The following is a 17988-nucleotide window of genomic DNA, read 5'->3' as shown; positions in this document are numbered from 1 at the left end:
ACACTCTCCGAGAGCATCCAGATGCTTCTCACCTAACTCCCAGGTTTATAGGGTTATCTTCGGGCATGGCAAAGGGACTGGTTCAACCAACTCGAGCAAAAGGTCTTGGGGTGGATTGGGCAGCACTGATAACCGGCCTTGGCCTGGGACTCACAATCGCAATTCAGATCACCACGTTGAGCAAATCCGATATCAATTCGGTCTATGCCGCAATCAGTTCTTTTTCACGATTGTGCGCATTGGTTGGAACATACTTCGCACTTTTGGGAATTCTTCTCGTTTCTCGTATTCCGTGGATCGAGCAAGGAGTTGGTCACGACCGACTCATCACGTGGCATCGCAAACTCGGTCCTTACTCGCTCTTCCTCGTGGGGTTCCACGTTCTCTTTGTGACCATTGGCTATGCGGGTCAAGATCACATTCCGCTCTACCGACAACTGTGGAGCTTCTTCACTGAGTATCCATGGATGTGGGCCGCACTAGGTGCATTTATTTTGATGATCATTGCGGGAGTGACTTCGTACAAAAAAGCACGTGCAAAAATGAGTTATGAAACGTGGTGGATGATTCACGTCTACACCTATCTTGCTATCGCACTCTCCTTTATGCATCAGGTTTTGAATGGCCCTATGTTCATCGGTCATCCCCTTAACCGTGCATACTGGACCGGCCTCTATTTCTTTATGGGACTAAGTGTCATCACCTGGCGGATAGGAATTCCAGTCGCACGCTCTATTCGCCACAACTTGAAAGTTAGCCGCATTGTTGTCGAAGGTCCTGGCGTCATCTCCATCATTATGCGTGGTCGCAAGTTGCACAAATTGGCGGCAGAGGGCGGACAGTTCTTTGGTTGGCGTTTTCTTGCACGTAATCACCTCATGATTTCGCACCCCTACTCATTATCGGCGGCACCGACCGAACACCTTATGCGAATTACTGTGAAGGATTTGGGAGATCATTCCCGTTCTCTTGCATACTTGAAGCCGGGAACTCGCGTACTTGTTGAAGGTCCTTATGGCGCATTTACTGCAGGGAGATCTTCGCGGCGTCACGTGGTACTGATTGGCGGCGGAGTTGGCATCACTCCGATCCGTGCGATCATGGAAGAGTTCCGCGGCGGAGTGCAGATGGACGTTATTTTTCGCGCCTCTCGGGAAGAAGATCTGGTATTTCGTCAAGAATTGGATTATTTGGCAGCCCACTCAGAAGAAGCGGTGCGTATTCACTATTTGGTGGGCTCTCGCAAAGAGCACCCAATGAACGCAGATGCTTTGCTGAAGATGATCCCGCTCTTCGCCGATTCAGATATCTACATTTGCGGGCCGGCCCCGCTGGTCGAGACCGTTCGACAGGCTGCAAAGGATGCCGGAATCCCCATGAACCGCTTCCATGATGAAGCCTTCGCTTTCCACTCGGCCTAATTTCATGATTCACGAAGCAGAAAGTCGCATAATCCGCTCGGTTCGGTTTCAGGACTCTCTCAGGTTGGTGTTAGAGAGTTTGTTTGTACGTGCAAGTGGTTCTTTTTCCAGGGGGTCAGAATGAAGCGGGCGCTGCTTATAGTCGGCGGTACGGTCGGAGGACTGGGGGCAGTTCTCTCGATTACGCCGCCAGAGTTAGGTTCGCCGGGTATGACGAATCTTTCTAGCAGTCTCAACAGTGCGGCAAGCACTGCGACGGCAAGTACGGCTAGTTCACAAACAACGAAGGCAGTAGTTCCTCAAGCTACATCCGCAGTTGTGAGCGCGTCCGCTTCATCTGCATCGGTAACTCCCAAGTCAACTGTCAAAAAGAAAACAACGGCAGCAACTCCCAAAGTATCGGTTGCAACGAAGAAGACCACCGCAACTCCAACAAGGAAAGTCGCTTCTACAACACCAGCGAATACGGCCAGTTCGCAATCAACGACTCCAGCACCAACGCCAGTGGTCACAAAGAGTGCAGCGCCTACACCGACGGCTAATACGGTAAATGGCACTTTTGTCGGCTCTTCCGTTTTTGTTAGCTTCGGAACGGTCCAAGTGGAGATTACCGTTGTTAATGGAAAGATTACTGATGCGCACGCGCTTCAAGCACCTACGGGGCGAAGTGATCGATTCACACGAAAGGCAGTCCCTTTTCTTCGCCAACAGACACTGGCTGCCCAGTCCGCAAATATTCAAGGAGTGTCCGGGGCTTCGTATACCTCCTACGGCTGGTACACCTCACTTCAGGTGGCGCTGGCTAAAGCTGGTCTGTGACATCATCAGGTGTGGCACATTTAAGAAGCGAGATCGAAGTATGGGGGACCACGCTTTTTGTTGACGCTTCGTCCGGACGAGTAGACGAATCCTCCCTTCAGGAAGGAATGGATGCTCTCGGAAAGTTTGTTTTGCACGTTGATGACCTATTCTCTACCTATAAAGACGATTCCGTCATTTCACAATTACGCCGCAAAGAAATCCAGATTGAAGAAACTACGGCTGAAGTGCGAGACGTTTGGGATCGCTGTATCGAGGTACGTGATCTCACCGACGGTGCCTTCGACCCTTGGGCCGTTGAGGGTGGATTTGATCCATCTGGGCTTGTAAAGGGATGGGCTGCTGACAAGTGCGCCCAGATTTTGCAAGGCGCCGGTGCGGAACATATTCAAATCAATGCTGCCGGCGACCTCTCACTGCGGGGCGGATTTTTCGATGGGAAGCAGACGAAGCCTTGGTCCATCGGGGTGGTGAATCCTGAGAACCGCCAGGAGGTCGTACAGGTCTTCGAAATAATGGATGGGGCGATCGCGACAAGTGGAACGTATGAGCGAGGCGCCCATATTCTTGATCCGCACTCGGGACTTATTGCCATTGGTGCTCGTTCCGCGACTGTTCTAGGTCCAGATGCTGCTCTGGCTGATGCATTGGCAACCGCATTAATGGTCGAGGGCCGCGATGGAGCGATCTGGTTTTCGCAACCAGAGTTAGCCCAATACTCCGCGTGGGTGGTGGATCGTCACGACGACATTGCGTGGAGCGTAGGACCTGAGTCGCTCAAGCCGTAATCTGACTCAACCGAACAATCTCCTCTGTTGAAAGTTCGACGATCTGAGTAATTTCTTCCAACTGCTCAACAGTTCGCGCGCTCGCAATCGGAGTACTCACGGTGGGTTGGGCACGTAGCCAGGCCAAAGCAACAGCGGCTACTGAGCATCTGTACTCCTTGGAAATTTCGCGAAGCGCGTCGAGCGTTTTCCATCCACGATCATCTTGATACTTAACTACGCCTTTACTTCTCACGGAGTCCACGTCAACTCCCGGGCTGTACTTACCACTGAGGAATCCACGCGCAAGACCATAGAACGGAATACATGAGAGCTCATTCTTAGAAATAACCTCTGCCACTGACTCTTCATAATCTTTACGGTCGAGAAGGTTGTACATATTCTGAGCGCCAATGTATGAGGCGAATCCATTCTCTTTGCTTATCTTCAAGGACTGCGCCAATCGAGGGGCTGAGAAGTTCGAAGAGGCGATGTATCTGACTTTTCCTGCTTCAACTAACTTAGTAAATGCCTCGAGGCTCTCTCCCATAGGCGTCTTTGTGTCATCTTCATGTGCGTAGTACAGATCAATGTGATCCACTTGTAGTCTTTTCAACGAATCGTCGCAGGCGCTGAGAATATTCTTTGCTGACAATCCCGGACGCTTTGAAAACTTTGCCACTTTTGTGGCGATAACAACGGAGCCGCGATTTCCCCGCTTTTTCATCCAATTCCCAATGATTTTCTCGCTCTCACCACCCTCATTTCCCTCTTTCCATTCGGAGTACACATCCGCGGTATCTATAAAATTGCCGCCTACCTTTACAAAAGCATCAAGGACTTTAAAGGACTCTTCTTCATCGGCACTCCATCCAAAGACGTTTCCGCCTAGACAGAGTGGAAAGACGGATAGCGATGTCTGAGGGATAGTAATCATTGGCTTACCGTAAGGCAGAATGGGATCGTGCGCGAAATGAGAGCGTCCCACACTCTTCCAGCGCACCGAGAACATTCATATGGTAATTCACGCTCGCACTTCGCTGACTTGTCGAAAAGTGGTCCTCACGCCACTCCTTGTATTCTTCAACTTGCTTAGTGATGCAGTGCCCTTGGTTGCCTGCTTACTACTAGGCCGCGTCAAATAGTGATTGAGCGAAATCGACCAAAGTTGTGGCCCGACGCATGGCGACTTTGAGTTCCTTGCTAGAGATGTTGATTACGCCGTAATGGGCAGTGTCCTTTAGTGAATTCAGTTCCGAGAGTGCATCAGCCGCCTTACCTCCGCCTGTAATGGTCCTGAGAAAATCTGCGGCTTGTGCATGACTCTCACCCCTGGATCGCTTATTTAGTACCAGACAACATGCGGCATCAGAGGCTGCGATCCCTGCCAAAATTGCAAGCGCTGCGGCAACACTCGCCGATGCGGGGTCGATACCGTCAGCGGCTTCGCTCGCAACCAGCTCTGCCACATCCAGGAATTTCTGGGCGTGGGCAAATCGTGCGAGTGCCTGCGGCTTTCCGCACTCTCCACCTCGGCCTAGCTTGGTCGGCATCACTTTTGATCCATCAGCGTCTTCATTATCTTTGGCCCCCAGAGGTAGCGCGCATCCCTTTGCAACGATGCAACGATAGGCTCATTGCGCTCCACCATGGCTACCAACTGCGATTGTGTGGCTTGGATAAGACTTGCGGTATTGCCTGACCATCGCCGAACCTTCGAGCCAAACTCCGAAAGCTGAGCAGCCCACAGATCCCAATACACCTCTTCCCCTTCGTTCTGTTCTATCTCGAAATTTTCTAAGTTGTTTGGGTACAACTCCTCCTGCCGCACGATCAAGATGTCGATGTCAGAGTCAATGCCACCATCCCCACGGGCCGCCGATCCGAATACCGCTACAGAGACAGGCAGAATTTGCCACGTCTTGATTTCCACGGTCATGCGCGAGTAAAGCTTGCCTCGCAAATCAGTAAGAGCCTCAATAGCAGGGAAGGTGACATGTTCGCGATTGAGTGTGTATAGATAGGAACTTCCAGCCTCAACCGCATCAACGACTCCCTGCGATCGCAGCCTCTCAAGGACCAACCCGACCCCCCGGTGACTCTTGGCCTCAATCATCCGGCTTATCTGCCTACCGGTCAGAGGCTTAGTTACTCCGGCCAACACGGTCAAGACATCTGCATCTAGGGTAGGAATGATCGCGTGAGCGGGCGCGCTTAGGTCCATGGTCTTCCTTTCTTCCGACTGCACGGCAGATGCTTTGGGACCCTAGGGAGTGCCTGGGGTCACGTGGCTATAATACTATCCACGTGGCTATAATACTATCCACGTGGCTACTATCGTGGCCACACTGATTAGAAGCGCACGAATACAGCCCATGTTGTGCAGAGCCAAAGGCCCCTCACGCTAGTAATGGCCACTCACTTGAACTTCACCATTACTACCGGTGTGCCGATCTACTTCTGCGACCCCCACTCGCCCTGGCAGAGTGGAAGGACTGAGAGCGATGTTTGAGGAATAGTAATCATTGGCTCACGGAAAGGCAGAATGAGTCCGTGCGCGAAATGAAATGCCAAACCAGATGACCGTCTGGGTCTGCGGTGAGGTATTGGTCGATAGTTTAGGCGAGTCCACTGCGGTCGGTGGCGGTCCAGCAAATACCGCAAGAGCGGTCGCTCGGCTAGGGCAAGACGTCGAGTTCGTTGGCGGAATCTCAACCGATGAATTTGGAGTGCGTGTCAGCGAAGAATTTGTCCGCGACAAGGTCGGCATGCGCCATGTTCATAGATCAAAAAAACCAACTGCGATCGCGTCGGTGAGTATCGACGCTCATGGTCAAGCTGCTTATCAATTCAGTACATCTGGCACCGCTACTTTTGATTTCTCTCTCGATTGGCTTCCAGACCCTTATCGATACAAGCCATCGGCACTCCACATTGGAAGTCTCGCCACCGTCATTGAGCCGGGCGCTTCAGCACTCTTTGAATGGGCTACTCGCGTATCTGAGTTTGCCCCGATTATTTTCGACCCTAATGTGCGTCCACAAGCACTAGGTGATCGAGTGAAGTATCTGAGTATTTTTGAAAAGTGGGCCGACATCTCTACCGTTGTGAAAGCGAGTGAAGAGGATCTTGGCTGGTTGTATCCCGATCGACCTATTGTCGATGTCGTTACCCAATTAATCGAAGGTGGAATCCAGTTACTTGTCATAACCCGCGGCGCTCAGGGAATTAGTGCAGTAACCCGCGAGGAAAGCGTAGAGGTCGGGGCGGTTGCATCCAAAGTAGTCGACACGGTTGGTGCTGGGGATAGCGTTGGGGCGGTTCTTGTTGATTCAATTCTTAGGAATGGGATTCTCAATCTCCAGGGACCTGTGCTCCATGAAGCCTTGAATTGTGCAGTTCATGCCGCTGCAATAACCTGTAGTCGTGTGGGCGCACAGTCTCCGACTAGGTCTGAAATTGATGCCGCAATAGAGAGAAGTGAAAATGCAGTTCATTGACGATGCGGAATTTCAAGTAGCAATAGATCTTGATCAAGGCGGGCGAATCGCCTCCCTGAAATGGCAAGATATGGAATTCGCGCTCCCATTTCGTGGGGAAGTACCGACCTATGGCTGGTATCCCATGGCGCCATGGGCGGGTCGGATTCGCAATGGAATTATTAAAAATCCTGCGGGTAAGAGTTTCCAACTACCGACTACCTTCGATCCACCTCATGCACTTCATGGCTACGGTTTTCACTCCTCTTGGCGCGATATTGGTCCGGGTCGCTCCCTCTTGGAACTTCCGGCGCCTTACAAAGGTGCAAGCATTGAGCAGAGTTTTGAGGTACTCGATGACGCCCTTCGTTGGAGCATGGAGTACGAACCCGGTGAATGTGATCTTCCTGCTTGGCTTGGATTCCATCCCTGGTTTCCCCGCGAACTGGACCGTGGAGCTAGCGCGAAGATTGAATTCTCCGCGCTGAAAATGATGGAGAGAGATAGCGAGTTATTTCCTACTGGAAAATTGATCGAGCCGTCGCGGCAACCCTGGGATGATGCCTTTACAGAAATTCGAGGAACCCCAGCGATCGTTTGGGAAGGCGCCGCTCGCATTGACATTGAATGCGACGCCCCGTGGTGGGTTGTCTACACCGAAGATCCCGAAGCCATCTGCATCGAGCCGCAGACTGCGCCGCCTGACGCAGCAAACTTAGGAATTTCAGGAGAGCATTACATCGAAGCGCTATTCATTTTCTCGGAGGATTAAGAGTGATAAATCGAAAGAAGCTAGCAGATCTGACCGCCTATGAAGAAGATCGTTTTCTCAAGAAACACCCGAAGAGCGGTGAGATGTTCGAATCTGCCAAAGCGGTGATGCCCGGTGGTGTTCCTATGTCATGGATGGCGAAATGGCCTGGTGCCTACCCAGTATTTGTCGAAAGTGCACAAGGCGCCAGTTTCATTGATGTCGATCAGAATAAGTACATCGATTTTTGTCTAGGTGACACTGGATCAATGACCGGGCATTCACCTGCTGCAACAGTTAAGGCCATTCATAAGCAGGCAACACGGGGGCTCACTGCCATGTTGCCAACCGGAGATGCACTTGCCGTTTCAGCTGAGTTGGCTGACCGCTTCGGGCTGCCATTGTGGCAATTTACCGTCTCTGCCACTGACGCAAACCGGCATGTTATTCGCTACTCGCGTCTCATCACTGGCAAGAAAAAGATCATTGTTATCGACCGTTGCTATCACGGAAGTGTCGATGAAACTTTTGCTACCTTAGATGCATCAGGCATGACAGTGGCACGTGAGGGCAATATTGGCGCACCCGTTCCGCTTGCCGAGACAACCACCGTTGTTGAATTCAACGATCTTGTGGGAATGGAGGAGGCGCTGGCGAGGGGGGATATTGCTGCAATTTTGATGGAGCCCGCCATGACCAATGTTGGCATCGTGCTTGCCGAGGAGGGCTACTTGGTGAAGGTGGGCGAATTGACCAAGAAATACGGCGCGCTATGGATTATTGATGAGACTCACACGATCTCTATGGGTATTGGTGGAATGACCCGGAGCCTCGGATTGAAGCCTGATTTTCTTACAATCGGGAAAGCAATTGGTGGAGGAATACCAACTGGGACATTTGGCATGACAAAGGAAGTCTCTGATGCAATATCGAGTCGAGTCTTGCTTGAACAGATTGATACTGGAGGTATAGGCGGAACGCTGGCGGGCAATGCTCTGTCCCTGGCTGCAATGCGGGCAACATTGTCCCAAGTCCTAACCGTCGAAGCATTTGAGAAAATGATTGCACTCGCCACTCGTTGGGCAGATGGGGTGGATGCGGCAATTAAGGAGTTCAATCTTCCTTGGCACTGCAATCGCTTAGGTGCACGTGCTGAGTACGTCTTCCAACCAGATGCGCCGCGAACTGGCCGTGAAGCCGCCGAAGCCGGTGATTTTGAATTGGAACAGTACATACATCTGCGTCTACTCAATGATGGGTTCCTGCTTACTCCATTTCACAACATGGCATTGATGTCTCCAGCAACTACTGAGGCTGATGTTGATGCGCACACGGAGGCGTTTCGAAAACTCTGCTCAGATTTAGTGGCTTGACTCCAGATACATAACATCGCGTCCCCACTCGGAGAATCCGAGATCTTTGTAGATTTTGATTGCGGCTGCATTTTCTGCGTCTACATAGAGCATTGCTGACATCAATCCCTGGCGACGAAGGTGAGCAAGTCCGGCGATCGTGATTGCTCTACCGATTTTCTTTCCTTGGTAAGAAGGATCGACTCCCATTGCATAGATTTCACCAATCGGATCGTGTCCGTGTTCTTCTTGCCCATCGTGCGAATGCGTGTGTGCGCCGTGGATTTTTGTCCAACAGAAGGCAATGAGTTCTTCCCCCGCGCCGGTAGCGATAGTTGCAAGGAAAAAACCCTGTGGGTCAAACCAACTTTCACCCATTCGTTGGTGCAAATTCTCGATTGTCCACCCACCCTGCTCTGGGTGTCCGGCGAAGGACCGATTATTGAGCGCGAGCCAACCCTCATCATCGAGTCCTGGAAGAAAGGACCGCAATTTCAGATCGGTTTCTAAAATCGGGAGAGGTTGGTTGAGCGACCTGCGCATTTGAATCACGGTTCTAGCGCGGACTAGTCCATAGTCCCTTGCCAATTTCTGCGCACTGGGCAGATCTCCGTGAGCCCACAACCGGGGGGATGTAATGCCGCAAATCTCTTGGAGAAGGGCGCGTCCGAGCCCCTTTCCTCGATAGTGAGGATGAATGACAAGTTCGGCGCTGGATCCAGCAACGGTATCGGTGAGATCAATGTGCGCATAGCCGACTATCAAGCCATCTGCCTTGACGATGAGATGTCGATCATCCTTATCGCCACCGTGCCGCAGGTGCAGGACAATATGTTCGGCGATCGGTGGAATTCCATCGTGCTCCGTCGCAGCGGAAATGAGATTGAGGACGCCCTCTTGCGCTCCAGGATCGAGATGATTGAGATTCTCTATCAATTACTGAACGCGTTCTGTAAGCAGACTTTCTTTACTTCCTGCTGGCAAAGTGAAGCGGTATCCAACATTTCGCACTGTGCCGATAATGGATTCAAATTCAGGTCCGAGTTTCGCTCGCAGACGACGGATATGAACGTCTACGGTTCGCGTACCGCCGAAGTAGTCATACCCCCAAATCTCTTGAAGCAGTTGGGCGCGCGTGAAAACACGCCCCGGATGTTGTGCCAGATATTTTAGGAGCTCGAACTCCTTGAAAGTTAGGTCCAGCGTTCGGCCTTTTACTTTTGCCGTGTATGCATTCTCATCGATCACAATATCGCCGGTACGAATTTCACCTGATGTTGGATCTAATGCATTCCTAAGTGCCATGTGCGCACCGATGGCAATGCGAATTCTCGCCTCAACTTCCGCCGGCCCGGCCGTGTCAAGAATGACATCGTCGATTCCCCACTCCGTACTGATCGCAGAGAGACCGCCTTCGGTCACGATGACGATTACCGGCGAGCCAATTCCGGTGGATGTCAGTAAGCGCGTAAGACTCTTAGCTGCCGGTAAGTCGCGCCGAGCATCAATGAAGAGGAGATCCATCTCCGGAACTTCTACGAGGAGACTTGCCTCAGCCGGAAGAATTCGTACTTGATGTTGGAGCAAACCAAGCGCAGGAAGTACCTCGGCACTTCCCAAAGCATTGGTGAGAAGAAGAACGCGTGCCATGATCGACTTCCTCTCTCTAATAACTCGCCCATAAATCAGTTGGAACTTCGGAGTTAATGGGTCAGACTACTCGCGTGAATTCCTTGGCTCCAATTCTAATTGTTCTCTCTCTGGCCACTGCCTATGGTTTCTGGTACCAACGCTCAAGGGGAAGGATTCGCGCCTCACATAAGGGCCCAGCAGCCGCTCTGAGTAGCGAAATACTTGGCGGCCCACTTGGATCAAGGGCTACTTTGGTCCAGTTCTCATCGGCTTTCTGCACCCCTTGCAGGGTGACCCGGATCCTTCTGGAAAATGTTGTTTCAGCATTGCCGGATGTGGTGCACATTGAAATAGATGCCGAAGCCCACCTTGATCTTGTCCGAAAACTCAATATTCATTCCACGCCAACTACCTTGATTCTGAATTCGCAAGGAGTGGAGGTGGGCCGTGCCGTGGGCGCTCCCAACCGCGACCAGGTTTTGAATTCCTTGGCATCGCTTAGGTAGAACTTTGCAGAGCGCCTGTAACTTGAAGGTGCGAACATCTCGCAATTAGCGCATTCATTTGATTTTCTTTACGCTTAACCCATGTTCCACTCTGAGCCCACGTTTTTCACTATGCGCCGCTTTCTGGATTTTGGTCGCATAGCGGGTTCTTTGTGTCGAATGTGATGTAAGCGTTTTTGCATTTACATCCATTTCCCGACACAACTTTAAGGAACTCACATGACACATTTTGCTTCTCAAATCACAGATGAAAACTCAGCAGAAGTTAAAACGATCGATGCACGTGGCCCGCGATTCTCGGCACTTCTAACAACTGGAGTTCTAATACTGGCTCTCGCCACGAATTCAGTATGGGTGCTTATTTTTCAGGCCGTAGTTTTTGCGATTGGCGCTTTTCGTGGACCGCAATTCACCCCCTATGCACAAATCTATAAATCTTTGGTACGTCCTCGCTTGAAGGGCGAGGTCCCTGCCGAAGATATCCGCCCTCCACAATTTGCGCAGAGCGTCGGATTGATTTTTGCCCTGGTTGGCATCGCCGGCTCTCTAAGTGGTCTCCCACTCATCTTTACAATCGCAACCAGCGCCGCGCTCGCCGCCGCCTTCCTCAACGCAGCATTTAACTTCTGCCTCGGCTGCGAGGTTTACCTTCTCCTACTTCGGCTCCGTTAGAATGGCTGACATGGCCGAACAGCATGAACTTCGCCAAAGAGGATTACGCCTCACCCCGCAACGAGAGCTCGTGCTCTCAGCTGTCCGTGAGTTGGGACATGCGACACCAGAAGAAGTCGCCGAGCGGGTTCGGCAGTCTCATCCCGGAATAAATCTTTCGACGGTTTATCGAAACCTCGAAACCCTGGAAAATGTGGGATTGGTGCAACACACCCACCTCGGTCATGGTGGCGCCACCTATCACGCCGCTGAAGAACTCACTCATCTCCACCTTGTTTGCGGAACGTGTGGATCTGTCGGTGACGCACCCATCGAAGTTGCGGCTAATTTCGTGAATTCGTTGGCCGATGATTATGGTTTCAAGACCGATGTCACTCATTTTGCGGTGTACGGCACCTGCGCTGACTGCGCTCGAGACGACATTTAATCTCTTCGCGCAGTAGATTGAGCATGTGACGCAGGTCCTTGTTGAAGATGGCCCAGATAAGGGTGCGGTCTGGCATTTTGGACAACCCAGCCAAGAGCAACGCGCTCTGGCAGCGGGCAACGCTTGGGCAGATCTCTCTCACTTCGAGATCATCGGCATTACAGGTCAGGATCGCTTACATTGGCTCCATTCACTCACAACTCAGCACCTTGAGAAATTAGCGCCCGGCATATGGACTTCTGCTCTTATTCTGGATCCGCAGGGCCACATCGAGCATCAGTTCAATCTGATGGATGACGGTGAGAGAACTTGGCTGACGTTGGATGCGGGGCGGGGGAAGGCACTGCTTGCCCATTTGGAGAAGATGAAATTTATGCTCCGTGTTGAAGTGCGCGATTTGAGCGGTGAGTATGCGTTGTTACGTGCCCCGGGACTTTCAGATTCTCTTGGCGGGCCATTTGCAATAGTGCCTCGAAATGAGATCGCGCTCTGGCACGAGAAATTTAATCAGAGTGCGGTTCGAGTTGGTACTTGGGCACTGGAGGCGGAAAGGGTCGCCGTTGGTAGGCCGCGAATAGGATTTGAAACCGATTACAAGTCAATTCCAAATGAACTTGGGCTGCTGAACAAATCAGTTCACATGAACAAAGGTTGCTATTGCGGACAGGAAACCGTTGCGAAGATTGCAAATTTGGGCAAACCTCCCCGTCGACTTGCAATGCTCCATTTGGATGGGAGTGTTATCAGTATTCCCGCGACCGGTGCTGATGTTGAAAAAGATGGTGTGAAGGTTGGATTTATCGGAACCGTCGCACGGCATTACGAATTAGGAACAATCGCACTTGCAGTATTGAAGCGGAGCATTCCGCTGGATGCGACACTAATGATTGAAGGGATTCCGGCAACTCAAGAGGCTACTAATTTAACTTAGTACACGAGAGCCTGCGTTGCCTCTCTGGTAATTTCTTCCACGAAAGTCGCCGTGCCGGCAATACGGATCCCCTTGATTTGATCGCCATCTTGAATATTTCTGCGAACCGCACATTGTGTGCAGAGCGTGACTGTTCCGCTCTCGATGAGAGTAGAGAGCATTTCATGTAGTGGCGCTGAATGCGGCAGAGAAAATTCTTCGGCTCGCCCTGGGATTGCGAACCATGATGCTTCACCTGCTAGCCAGAGAGAGACTTCAACGCCTGCCGCAAGTGCTATCGATGCAACTGAAAATGCTTGCGCAACCCGTTCAGCCTCAGCAGCCCCGGATGCCAGTTTGATAACCAAATTCGATGATCGTGCCATACAAGAACTCTAAAGGATGGAGCAGGTAGGCTGGCGACTATGGAGCGAGAAAGCCAGCAATGGCGCTAGTAACTTCTACGCTGCTGGCAACTATCGCGATACTTTTGGGTATCGTCTTGATTGTCTATGGACTCGGCGGCAAGCGACGGAGAGGCAGGAAATAATGGCTTTTACTATTCCCGAGGGCCTGCATCCGGACCTCAATCCGCTTGCATGGCTGGTTGGAACCTGGCGGGGAAAAGGACGCGGAGAGTACGAAGGTATTGAGCCCTTTCAATTTGCGCACGAAGTTGTGTTTGGCCACGACGGTCGCCCCTTCCTGAACTATTACTCTCGCTCCTGGCTCATTGATGATGATGACGAAATAATTCGTCCGGGTGCTTCCGAAACTGGATTTTGGCGGGTGAAGCCGGGCAACACTCTCGAAGTCATCATTGCCCACAACACGGGAATTGCCGAGGGTTGGGTTGGTCGATTCGACGGACCCAAAATACAACTTGTGATGGATCAAGGTTATTCAGCACCTTCAGCGAAAATTGTTACAGAAGGTTCGCGGTTGTATGGCCTGGTCGAGGGCGAACTCTTTTTCGCTTATGACATGGCCGCGGAGGGCAAACTGATGCAACCGCATCTCTGGTCGACACTTCCGCGTTCTTACGAATAACCAAATGGCTACCGATCAGATCGGAGAAGTACTGGCGGAGGTTGTCAGGAGCGGTTTCGTAGAATCACAGCACCGCGGACACATGGTTCTTCTTGGTGCTGATGGGAGCATCCACCTTTCGCGGGGAAATCCTTCTCTTCTTATCTATCCGCGCTCATCGATTAAGAGTATTCAAGCCTCCGCCATGGTTCGCGCAGGAATGCAATTGGAACCTCGGTTGTTGGCACTCGTTGCGGCAAGTCATTCTGGATCTGAAATACACCAGAGTGCTGCGCGAGAAATTTTACTCCTCGCCAATCTTGATGAGTCGGCTCTGCAGAATGCGAAAGATAGACCGTTGGGTGAAGCAGATCGAATCAAGTGGGGTGGCAAACCCGGTACCTCCTTGGCACAAAATTGCAGCGGAAAGCATTCAGGCATGCTTCTGACGTCGGTGATAAATGGGTGGCCTACTGAAAGTTATCTTCATCCAGAACATCCAGTTCAGGTGGCCTGCAGAGTCGAACTGGAATCCTTAGCCGGGGAAGAAGTTTCTTTCGTGAGTGTGGACGGTTGTGGTGCGCCCCTCTTCCTCATTTCGCTGCTGGGATTAGCGCGTGCGATTCGCAACATCACGATTTCCACCGATCCCATCCACCGCAGTGTCATCGGCGCTTGTCGCGACTTTCCTGAGATGGTGGCAGGCGAGGGGCGTTTGACCACTCGGAAGATGCGTGAAATCCCTGGATTATTCTTAAAAGAAGGGGCCGAAGGAGTTCAAGTTGCCTCACTTCCGGACGGCCGCTCGCTTGCCGTCAAGGTCGATGATGGCTCAGCACGCGCTCTGGGCGTGCTCCTTGTTGCAGCCTTGGAATCGTTTGGAGTTGTTTCATCATCTGAGTCAACTCCAATCTACGGGGGTAAAGAAGTTGTCGGCTCCATTCGCGCAAATTTCTAGCCTGGATAGACTTCTCGAATGAACCGACGCATCGCCACTTTGATGGTGCACTCATCCCCCCTGGATCAAGCTGGCATCGGTGATGCGGGTGGAATGAACGTGTATGTGGCCGAGAACGCCAAGCGGATGGCTGCAATGGGCGTCGGCGTTGATATCTTCACGCGACGCAACCATCCAGATCTTCCTGATGTCGTTGAGTTTGCCCCCGGTGTAACCGTTCGCCATTTGACTGCCGGGCCGGTTAGCGGAGTTGCGAAGGAGGATTTGCCTAAATTTTGCGAGGAATTATCAGAAGAATTTCTTCGAGCAATCCAATCTAAGCCAGGATACGACGTCATCCACTCCCACTATTGGATTTCCGGGAAGGTTGGCATTGCTGCGAGCAAGAAGTTGGATATCCCTCTTATTCACACGATGCACACGATGGCGCGTGTGAAGAACCTCAATCTTGCTGAAGGTGAATCGGCAGAGCCAGAAGAGAGAGTTGTCGGAGAGACCGAAGTTGTGGCGGCATCAAGTGCACTGATTGCAAATACTGATGCGGAAGCGGCGAGCTTAGTTTCCTTGTACGGCGCGTGTCCAGATATCGTTCACGTAGTCACTCCGGGAGTGGACCTCTACACATTTACACCTGGAAGTGGAAAGTCGAGCGCACGAGCACTCTTGCAGATTCCGCACGACGCCCACGTGGTGACATTTGTCGGACGCATTCAGCCCCACAAAGGCCCAGAGCTTCTCATCCGCGCAACCGCTGAGATGCTTTCACACTCTCCGCATCTACGGGCCAAACTCATCGTCTTCATCATCGGTGGGGCCTCCGGAAATGGTGTCGAGGAAGTAGAGCGATTGAAAGAGTTGGCCAGTTGGCTCAATCTCTCCGATGTCGTTCGATTTTTACCACCGCTGCCACGCACCGAACTTCCCAACTGGTATCGCGCCGCTGACTTGGTCTGCGTACCAAGTTATAGCGAATCATTTGGGCTTGTAGCTCTTGAAGCACAGGCCTGTGGCACTCCTGTCATCGCGACGGCCGTAGGTGGCTTGCGAACTGCAGTGGCCGATGGCATTTCTGGCGTTCTTGTTGATGGTCATGATCCACGTGCATGGTCTTCGGTCATTGCCAGATTACTTGTCGAACCACAACGACGAATTTTGCTTTCAATTGGCGCTCTCGAACACTCGTCTCACTTCGGATGGGACGCAACGGCGCGGGGCACACTTGATACTTATGACCGAGTGCTTTCACAAATGGAACGCCAAAAAGCTTCATCGGACGGCTAACTCCAATGGCTAGTATCGATCCTCGAATTACGATTGAAGATTTCTTAGAGTCACATGACATCGAGTACGAACGGAAAAATCACGATACATTTTTACTTACCCTTCCGGGTGAAAAGAAATTGCAGACCCACTGTGCACTTATTGTCGGTGACCACTCATTGAGTATTAATGCATTCATCATCCGTAAGCCTGATGAGAATCAGGTGAAAGTATTTGAGTGGTGTATGCAGAAGAATGCAGCGATGTACGGAGTTGCATTTGCACTGAACGAATTGGGAGATTTGTACCTTGTCGGGCGGTTGCCGCTCTCTGTAGTGAGTGATCAAGAATTGGATCGCCTTATTGGGGGCGTACTTCAGTATTCAGATGCCTCTTTCAACCCACTTCTCGAGTTGGGTTTTGCCACTGCAATTCGCCGCGAATGGGCCTGGCGAGTTTCACGGGGAGAGTCATTAGCCAATCTCAAAGCTTTTGAGCACTTGATTTAGTTCTAGATTTGAATACAGGGCTCGGTACTTGGCAAGATAGACCTATGACTTACACATTGATCTTGCTCCGACACGGTGAGAGCGAATGGAATGCGAAGAATCTATTCACTGGATGGGTCGATGTCCCTCTTTCACATGCTGGAGAGATAGAAGCAGCCAGAGCAGGGGTGCTTCTCAAGAGTCGTGGCTTGCTGCCGGACCTTCTGCATACTTCTCTGCTTCGCCGGGCAATTCAAACATCGCAAATTACGTTAGAGACATGTGATCGACAGTGGATTCCGGTGCGACGAACGTGGCGTCTGAACGAGCGACACTACGGTGCACTACAAGGCAAAGACAAGAAGGCAACTTTGGAGGCCTACGGCGAAGCGCAGTTCAAGTTGTGGAGGCGTTCGTACGATGTTCCGCCACCACCCATTGATGATGCAGATCCATATAGCCAGGTGAACGATCCACGTTATGCCGACCTTGGCCCGGCCCTGCCACGAACGGAATGCCTCAAGGACGTTGTTGTGCGGATGCTTCCTTACTGGGAGGAGTCAATCGTGCCTGATTTGCGGACGGGCAAAGTTGTACTCGTAACCGCTCACGGAAACTCTATCCGCGCCCTTGTAAAGCATCTTGATGGAATTTCTGATGCAGATATTGCCGAACTCAATATCCCGACGGGTATCCCTTTGCTTTACGAACTCGACGATCAGATGCGACCAGTAAAAAAAGGTGGCGAGTACCTAGATCCAACTGCCGCCCAAGCGGCAATCAGTGCCGTGGCCAATCAGGGTCAGCGTTCGTCCGTTTCTGATGCGAACTCTCCGGTGACGAGGAAGTAAACCCGTCTAGCCACAGAAACTGCATGATCTGCACAGCGTTCGTAGTAGCGACCAAGCAATGTCATATCGATCGCGCACTCAATGCCATGGGGCCAGGCATCGTCTAGTAGCGTGAGAAATAACTTACGATGCAATTTGTCCATTTCATCATCGTCTGTTTCTAACTCCACTGCCGACTGCAAGTCGTGCGTCTCAAGCACATGCGTGGTTTTATCAATAATATTCTTGGCAACTTTTCCCATGGCTTGAATAGTGTCGGCTAATTCTGGCGGGACCGCCTTTGCGGGATATCTCATCCGCGCAATCTTTGCGATGTGGTGGGTCATGTCGCCCATACGTTCGAGGTCGGCGCTCATTCTTAGAGACGTGACGAGCGTTCTTAAGTCACCGGCTACAGGTTGTTGACGAGCGAGCACATTGAGAGTTTTCGCATCTAATTCGTGCTGCATTACATCGATCACATCATCATCGGAGATGATTTGCTCGGCCAATTGCAGATCTGCCTCTAGCAGCGCAGTTGTCGCCAACTCCATCGCTTTAGAGACCCGCTGACTCATATCAATAAGAGTCTGGCCAATGGCATTGAGATCATCGTGAAACGCGTCGCGCATGGAGTAACAATATCTTGTGAATGGTCGGTTTCGGGGGCCCTAAGTGAACGGGAAT

The 17988-nt window shown here is 51.6% G+C and carries 22 protein-coding genes; 15 read left to right on the top strand and 7 right to left on the bottom strand.

The features are described 5' to 3' along the window. Positions 1–65: 65 nt before the first annotated feature. The 3 genes from VMW30_02175 (at position 66) to VMW30_02165 (ending at position 3028) form a co-directional block, all read left to right on the top strand. Positions 66–1421 (top strand): ferredoxin reductase family protein, encoded by a 1356-nt coding sequence (locus tag VMW30_02175; GenBank protein ID HUW87174.1) that lies wholly within the window; start codon positions 66–68, stop codon positions 1419–1421. A 120-nt stretch (positions 1422–1541) separates the two neighbouring features. Next, on the top strand, positions 1542–2240 hold the full coding sequence (locus VMW30_02170; GenBank protein ID HUW87173.1) for an FMN-binding protein: 699 nt from the start codon (positions 1542–1544) through the stop codon (positions 2238–2240). Continuing rightward, a complete protein-coding gene (locus tag VMW30_02165) occupies positions 2237–3028 on the top strand; it encodes an FAD:protein FMN transferase (GenBank protein ID HUW87172.1) in 792 nt (263 codons plus the stop codon). Before VMW30_02170 ends, VMW30_02165 begins: the two co-directional genes overlap by 4 nt. Here the strand turns inward: VMW30_02165 and VMW30_02160 are convergent. The 3 genes from VMW30_02160 to VMW30_02150 all read right to left on the bottom strand — a co-directional run bounded on the left by VMW30_02160 (position 3018) and on the right by VMW30_02150 (position 5231). Then, on the bottom strand, positions 3018–3944 hold the full coding sequence (locus tag VMW30_02160) for an aldo/keto reductase (GenBank protein ID HUW87171.1): 927 nt from the start codon (positions 3942–3944) through the stop codon (positions 3018–3020). The two genes, VMW30_02165 and VMW30_02160, sit on opposite strands and share 11 nt — an antisense overlap. 190 nt (positions 3945–4134) lie before the next feature. Then, positions 4135–4563: a hypothetical protein gene (locus tag VMW30_02155; GenBank protein ID HUW87170.1), complete on the bottom strand. Its 429-nt coding sequence runs from the start codon at positions 4561–4563 to the stop codon at positions 4135–4137. Continuing rightward, positions 4560–5231 (bottom strand): nucleotidyltransferase domain-containing protein, encoded by a 672-nt coding sequence (locus VMW30_02150; protein ID HUW87169.1) that lies wholly within the window; start codon positions 5229–5231, stop codon positions 4560–4562. Before VMW30_02150 ends, VMW30_02155 begins: the two co-directional genes overlap by 4 nt. Before the next feature lie 343 nt (positions 5232–5574). Between VMW30_02150 and VMW30_02145 the strand changes: the two genes are divergently transcribed. The 3 genes from VMW30_02145 to VMW30_02135 are packed head-to-tail and all read left to right on the top strand — an operon-like array spanning position 5575 to position 8610. After that, entirely contained in the window at positions 5575–6507 is a 933-nt protein-coding gene (locus VMW30_02145) for a carbohydrate kinase (GenBank protein HUW87168.1), read from the top strand. After that, positions 6494–7258 (top strand): galactose mutarotase, encoded by a 765-nt coding sequence (locus VMW30_02140; protein ID HUW87167.1) that lies wholly within the window; start codon positions 6494–6496, stop codon positions 7256–7258. Before VMW30_02145 ends, VMW30_02140 begins: the two co-directional genes overlap by 14 nt. A 2-nt stretch (positions 7259–7260) precedes the next feature. Beyond that, entirely contained in the window at positions 7261–8610 is a 1350-nt protein-coding gene (locus VMW30_02135; GenBank protein ID HUW87166.1) for a transaminase, read from the top strand. Here VMW30_02135 and mshD read toward each other — a convergent pair. Further along, a complete protein-coding gene (mshD, locus tag VMW30_02130; GenBank protein HUW87165.1) occupies positions 8599–9525 on the bottom strand; it encodes a mycothiol synthase in 927 nt (308 codons plus the stop codon). The genes VMW30_02135 and mshD overlap by 12 nt on opposite strands. Continuing rightward, positions 9526–10239, bottom strand: coding sequence for a response regulator transcription factor (locus VMW30_02125; GenBank protein ID HUW87164.1), 714 nt, complete (start codon positions 10237–10239; stop codon positions 9526–9528). A 74-nt stretch (positions 10240–10313) separates the two neighbouring features. Here VMW30_02125 and VMW30_02120 point away from each other — a divergent pair, with 74 nt between their 5' ends. The 4 genes from VMW30_02120 to VMW30_02105 all read left to right on the top strand — a co-directional run bounded on the left by VMW30_02120 (position 10314) and on the right by VMW30_02105 (position 12757). Then, complete coding sequence (locus VMW30_02120) at positions 10314–10727, top strand: thioredoxin family protein (protein HUW87163.1); 414 nt, start codon at positions 10314–10316, stop codon at positions 10725–10727. Positions 10728–10946: 219 nt separating this feature from the next. Then, on the top strand, positions 10947–11399 hold the full coding sequence (locus tag VMW30_02115; GenBank protein ID HUW87162.1) for a DUF4395 domain-containing protein: 453 nt from the start codon (positions 10947–10949) through the stop codon (positions 11397–11399). 10 nt (positions 11400–11409) lie between these two features. Then, on the top strand, positions 11410–11826 hold the full coding sequence (locus VMW30_02110; GenBank protein ID HUW87161.1) for a Fur family transcriptional regulator: 417 nt from the start codon (positions 11410–11412) through the stop codon (positions 11824–11826). Between the two features lie 25 nt (positions 11827–11851). Continuing rightward, the gene (locus tag VMW30_02105) at positions 11852–12757 is read left to right on the top strand and encodes a folate-binding protein (GenBank protein ID HUW87160.1); all 906 of its coding nucleotides are present in this window, start codon (positions 11852–11854) and stop codon (positions 12755–12757) included. Here the strand turns inward: VMW30_02105 and VMW30_02100 are convergent. Further along, entirely contained in the window at positions 12754–13122 is a 369-nt protein-coding gene (locus VMW30_02100; protein ID HUW87159.1) for a DsrE family protein, read from the bottom strand. The two genes, VMW30_02105 and VMW30_02100, sit on opposite strands and share 4 nt — an antisense overlap. A 163-nt stretch (positions 13123–13285) precedes the next feature. Between VMW30_02100 and VMW30_02095 the strand changes: the two genes are divergently transcribed. Genes VMW30_02095 through VMW30_02075 form a run of 5 tightly spaced genes read left to right on the top strand, consistent with a single transcriptional unit; the run spans position 13286 to position 17322 of the window. After that, entirely contained in the window at positions 13286–13786 is a 501-nt protein-coding gene (locus tag VMW30_02095) for an FABP family protein (protein ID HUW87158.1), read from the top strand. Positions 13787–13790: 4 nt separating this feature from the next. Next, a complete protein-coding gene (locus tag VMW30_02090) occupies positions 13791–14723 on the top strand; it encodes an asparaginase (protein HUW87157.1) in 933 nt (310 codons plus the stop codon). A gap of 18 nt (positions 14724–14741) precedes the next feature. Further along, on the top strand, positions 14742–16004 hold the full coding sequence (mshA, locus tag VMW30_02085) for a D-inositol-3-phosphate glycosyltransferase (protein HUW87156.1): 1263 nt from the start codon (positions 14742–14744) through the stop codon (positions 16002–16004). Between the two features lie 5 nt (positions 16005–16009). After that, positions 16010–16492: a YbjN domain-containing protein gene (locus VMW30_02080; protein HUW87155.1), complete on the top strand. Its 483-nt coding sequence runs from the start codon at positions 16010–16012 to the stop codon at positions 16490–16492. 44 nt (positions 16493–16536) lie between these two features. Next, on the top strand, positions 16537–17322 hold the full coding sequence (locus VMW30_02075) for a phosphoglyceromutase (protein HUW87154.1): 786 nt from the start codon (positions 16537–16539) through the stop codon (positions 17320–17322). Here the strand turns inward: VMW30_02075 and phoU are convergent. Further along, positions 17274–17933 (bottom strand): phosphate signaling complex protein PhoU, encoded by a 660-nt coding sequence (gene phoU / locus VMW30_02070; protein HUW87153.1) that lies wholly within the window; start codon positions 17931–17933, stop codon positions 17274–17276. The two genes, VMW30_02075 and phoU, sit on opposite strands and share 49 nt — an antisense overlap. Between the last annotated feature and the right edge of the window lie 55 nt (positions 17934–17988).

It is taken from the genome of Candidatus Paceibacterota bacterium, from assembly GCA_035530615.1.
In the GTDB taxonomy this organism is placed as follows: Bacteria; Actinomycetota; Actinomycetes; order Nanopelagicales; family Nanopelagicaceae; genus QYPT01.
This window is presented reverse-complemented; position numbering and strand designations above follow the sequence as displayed.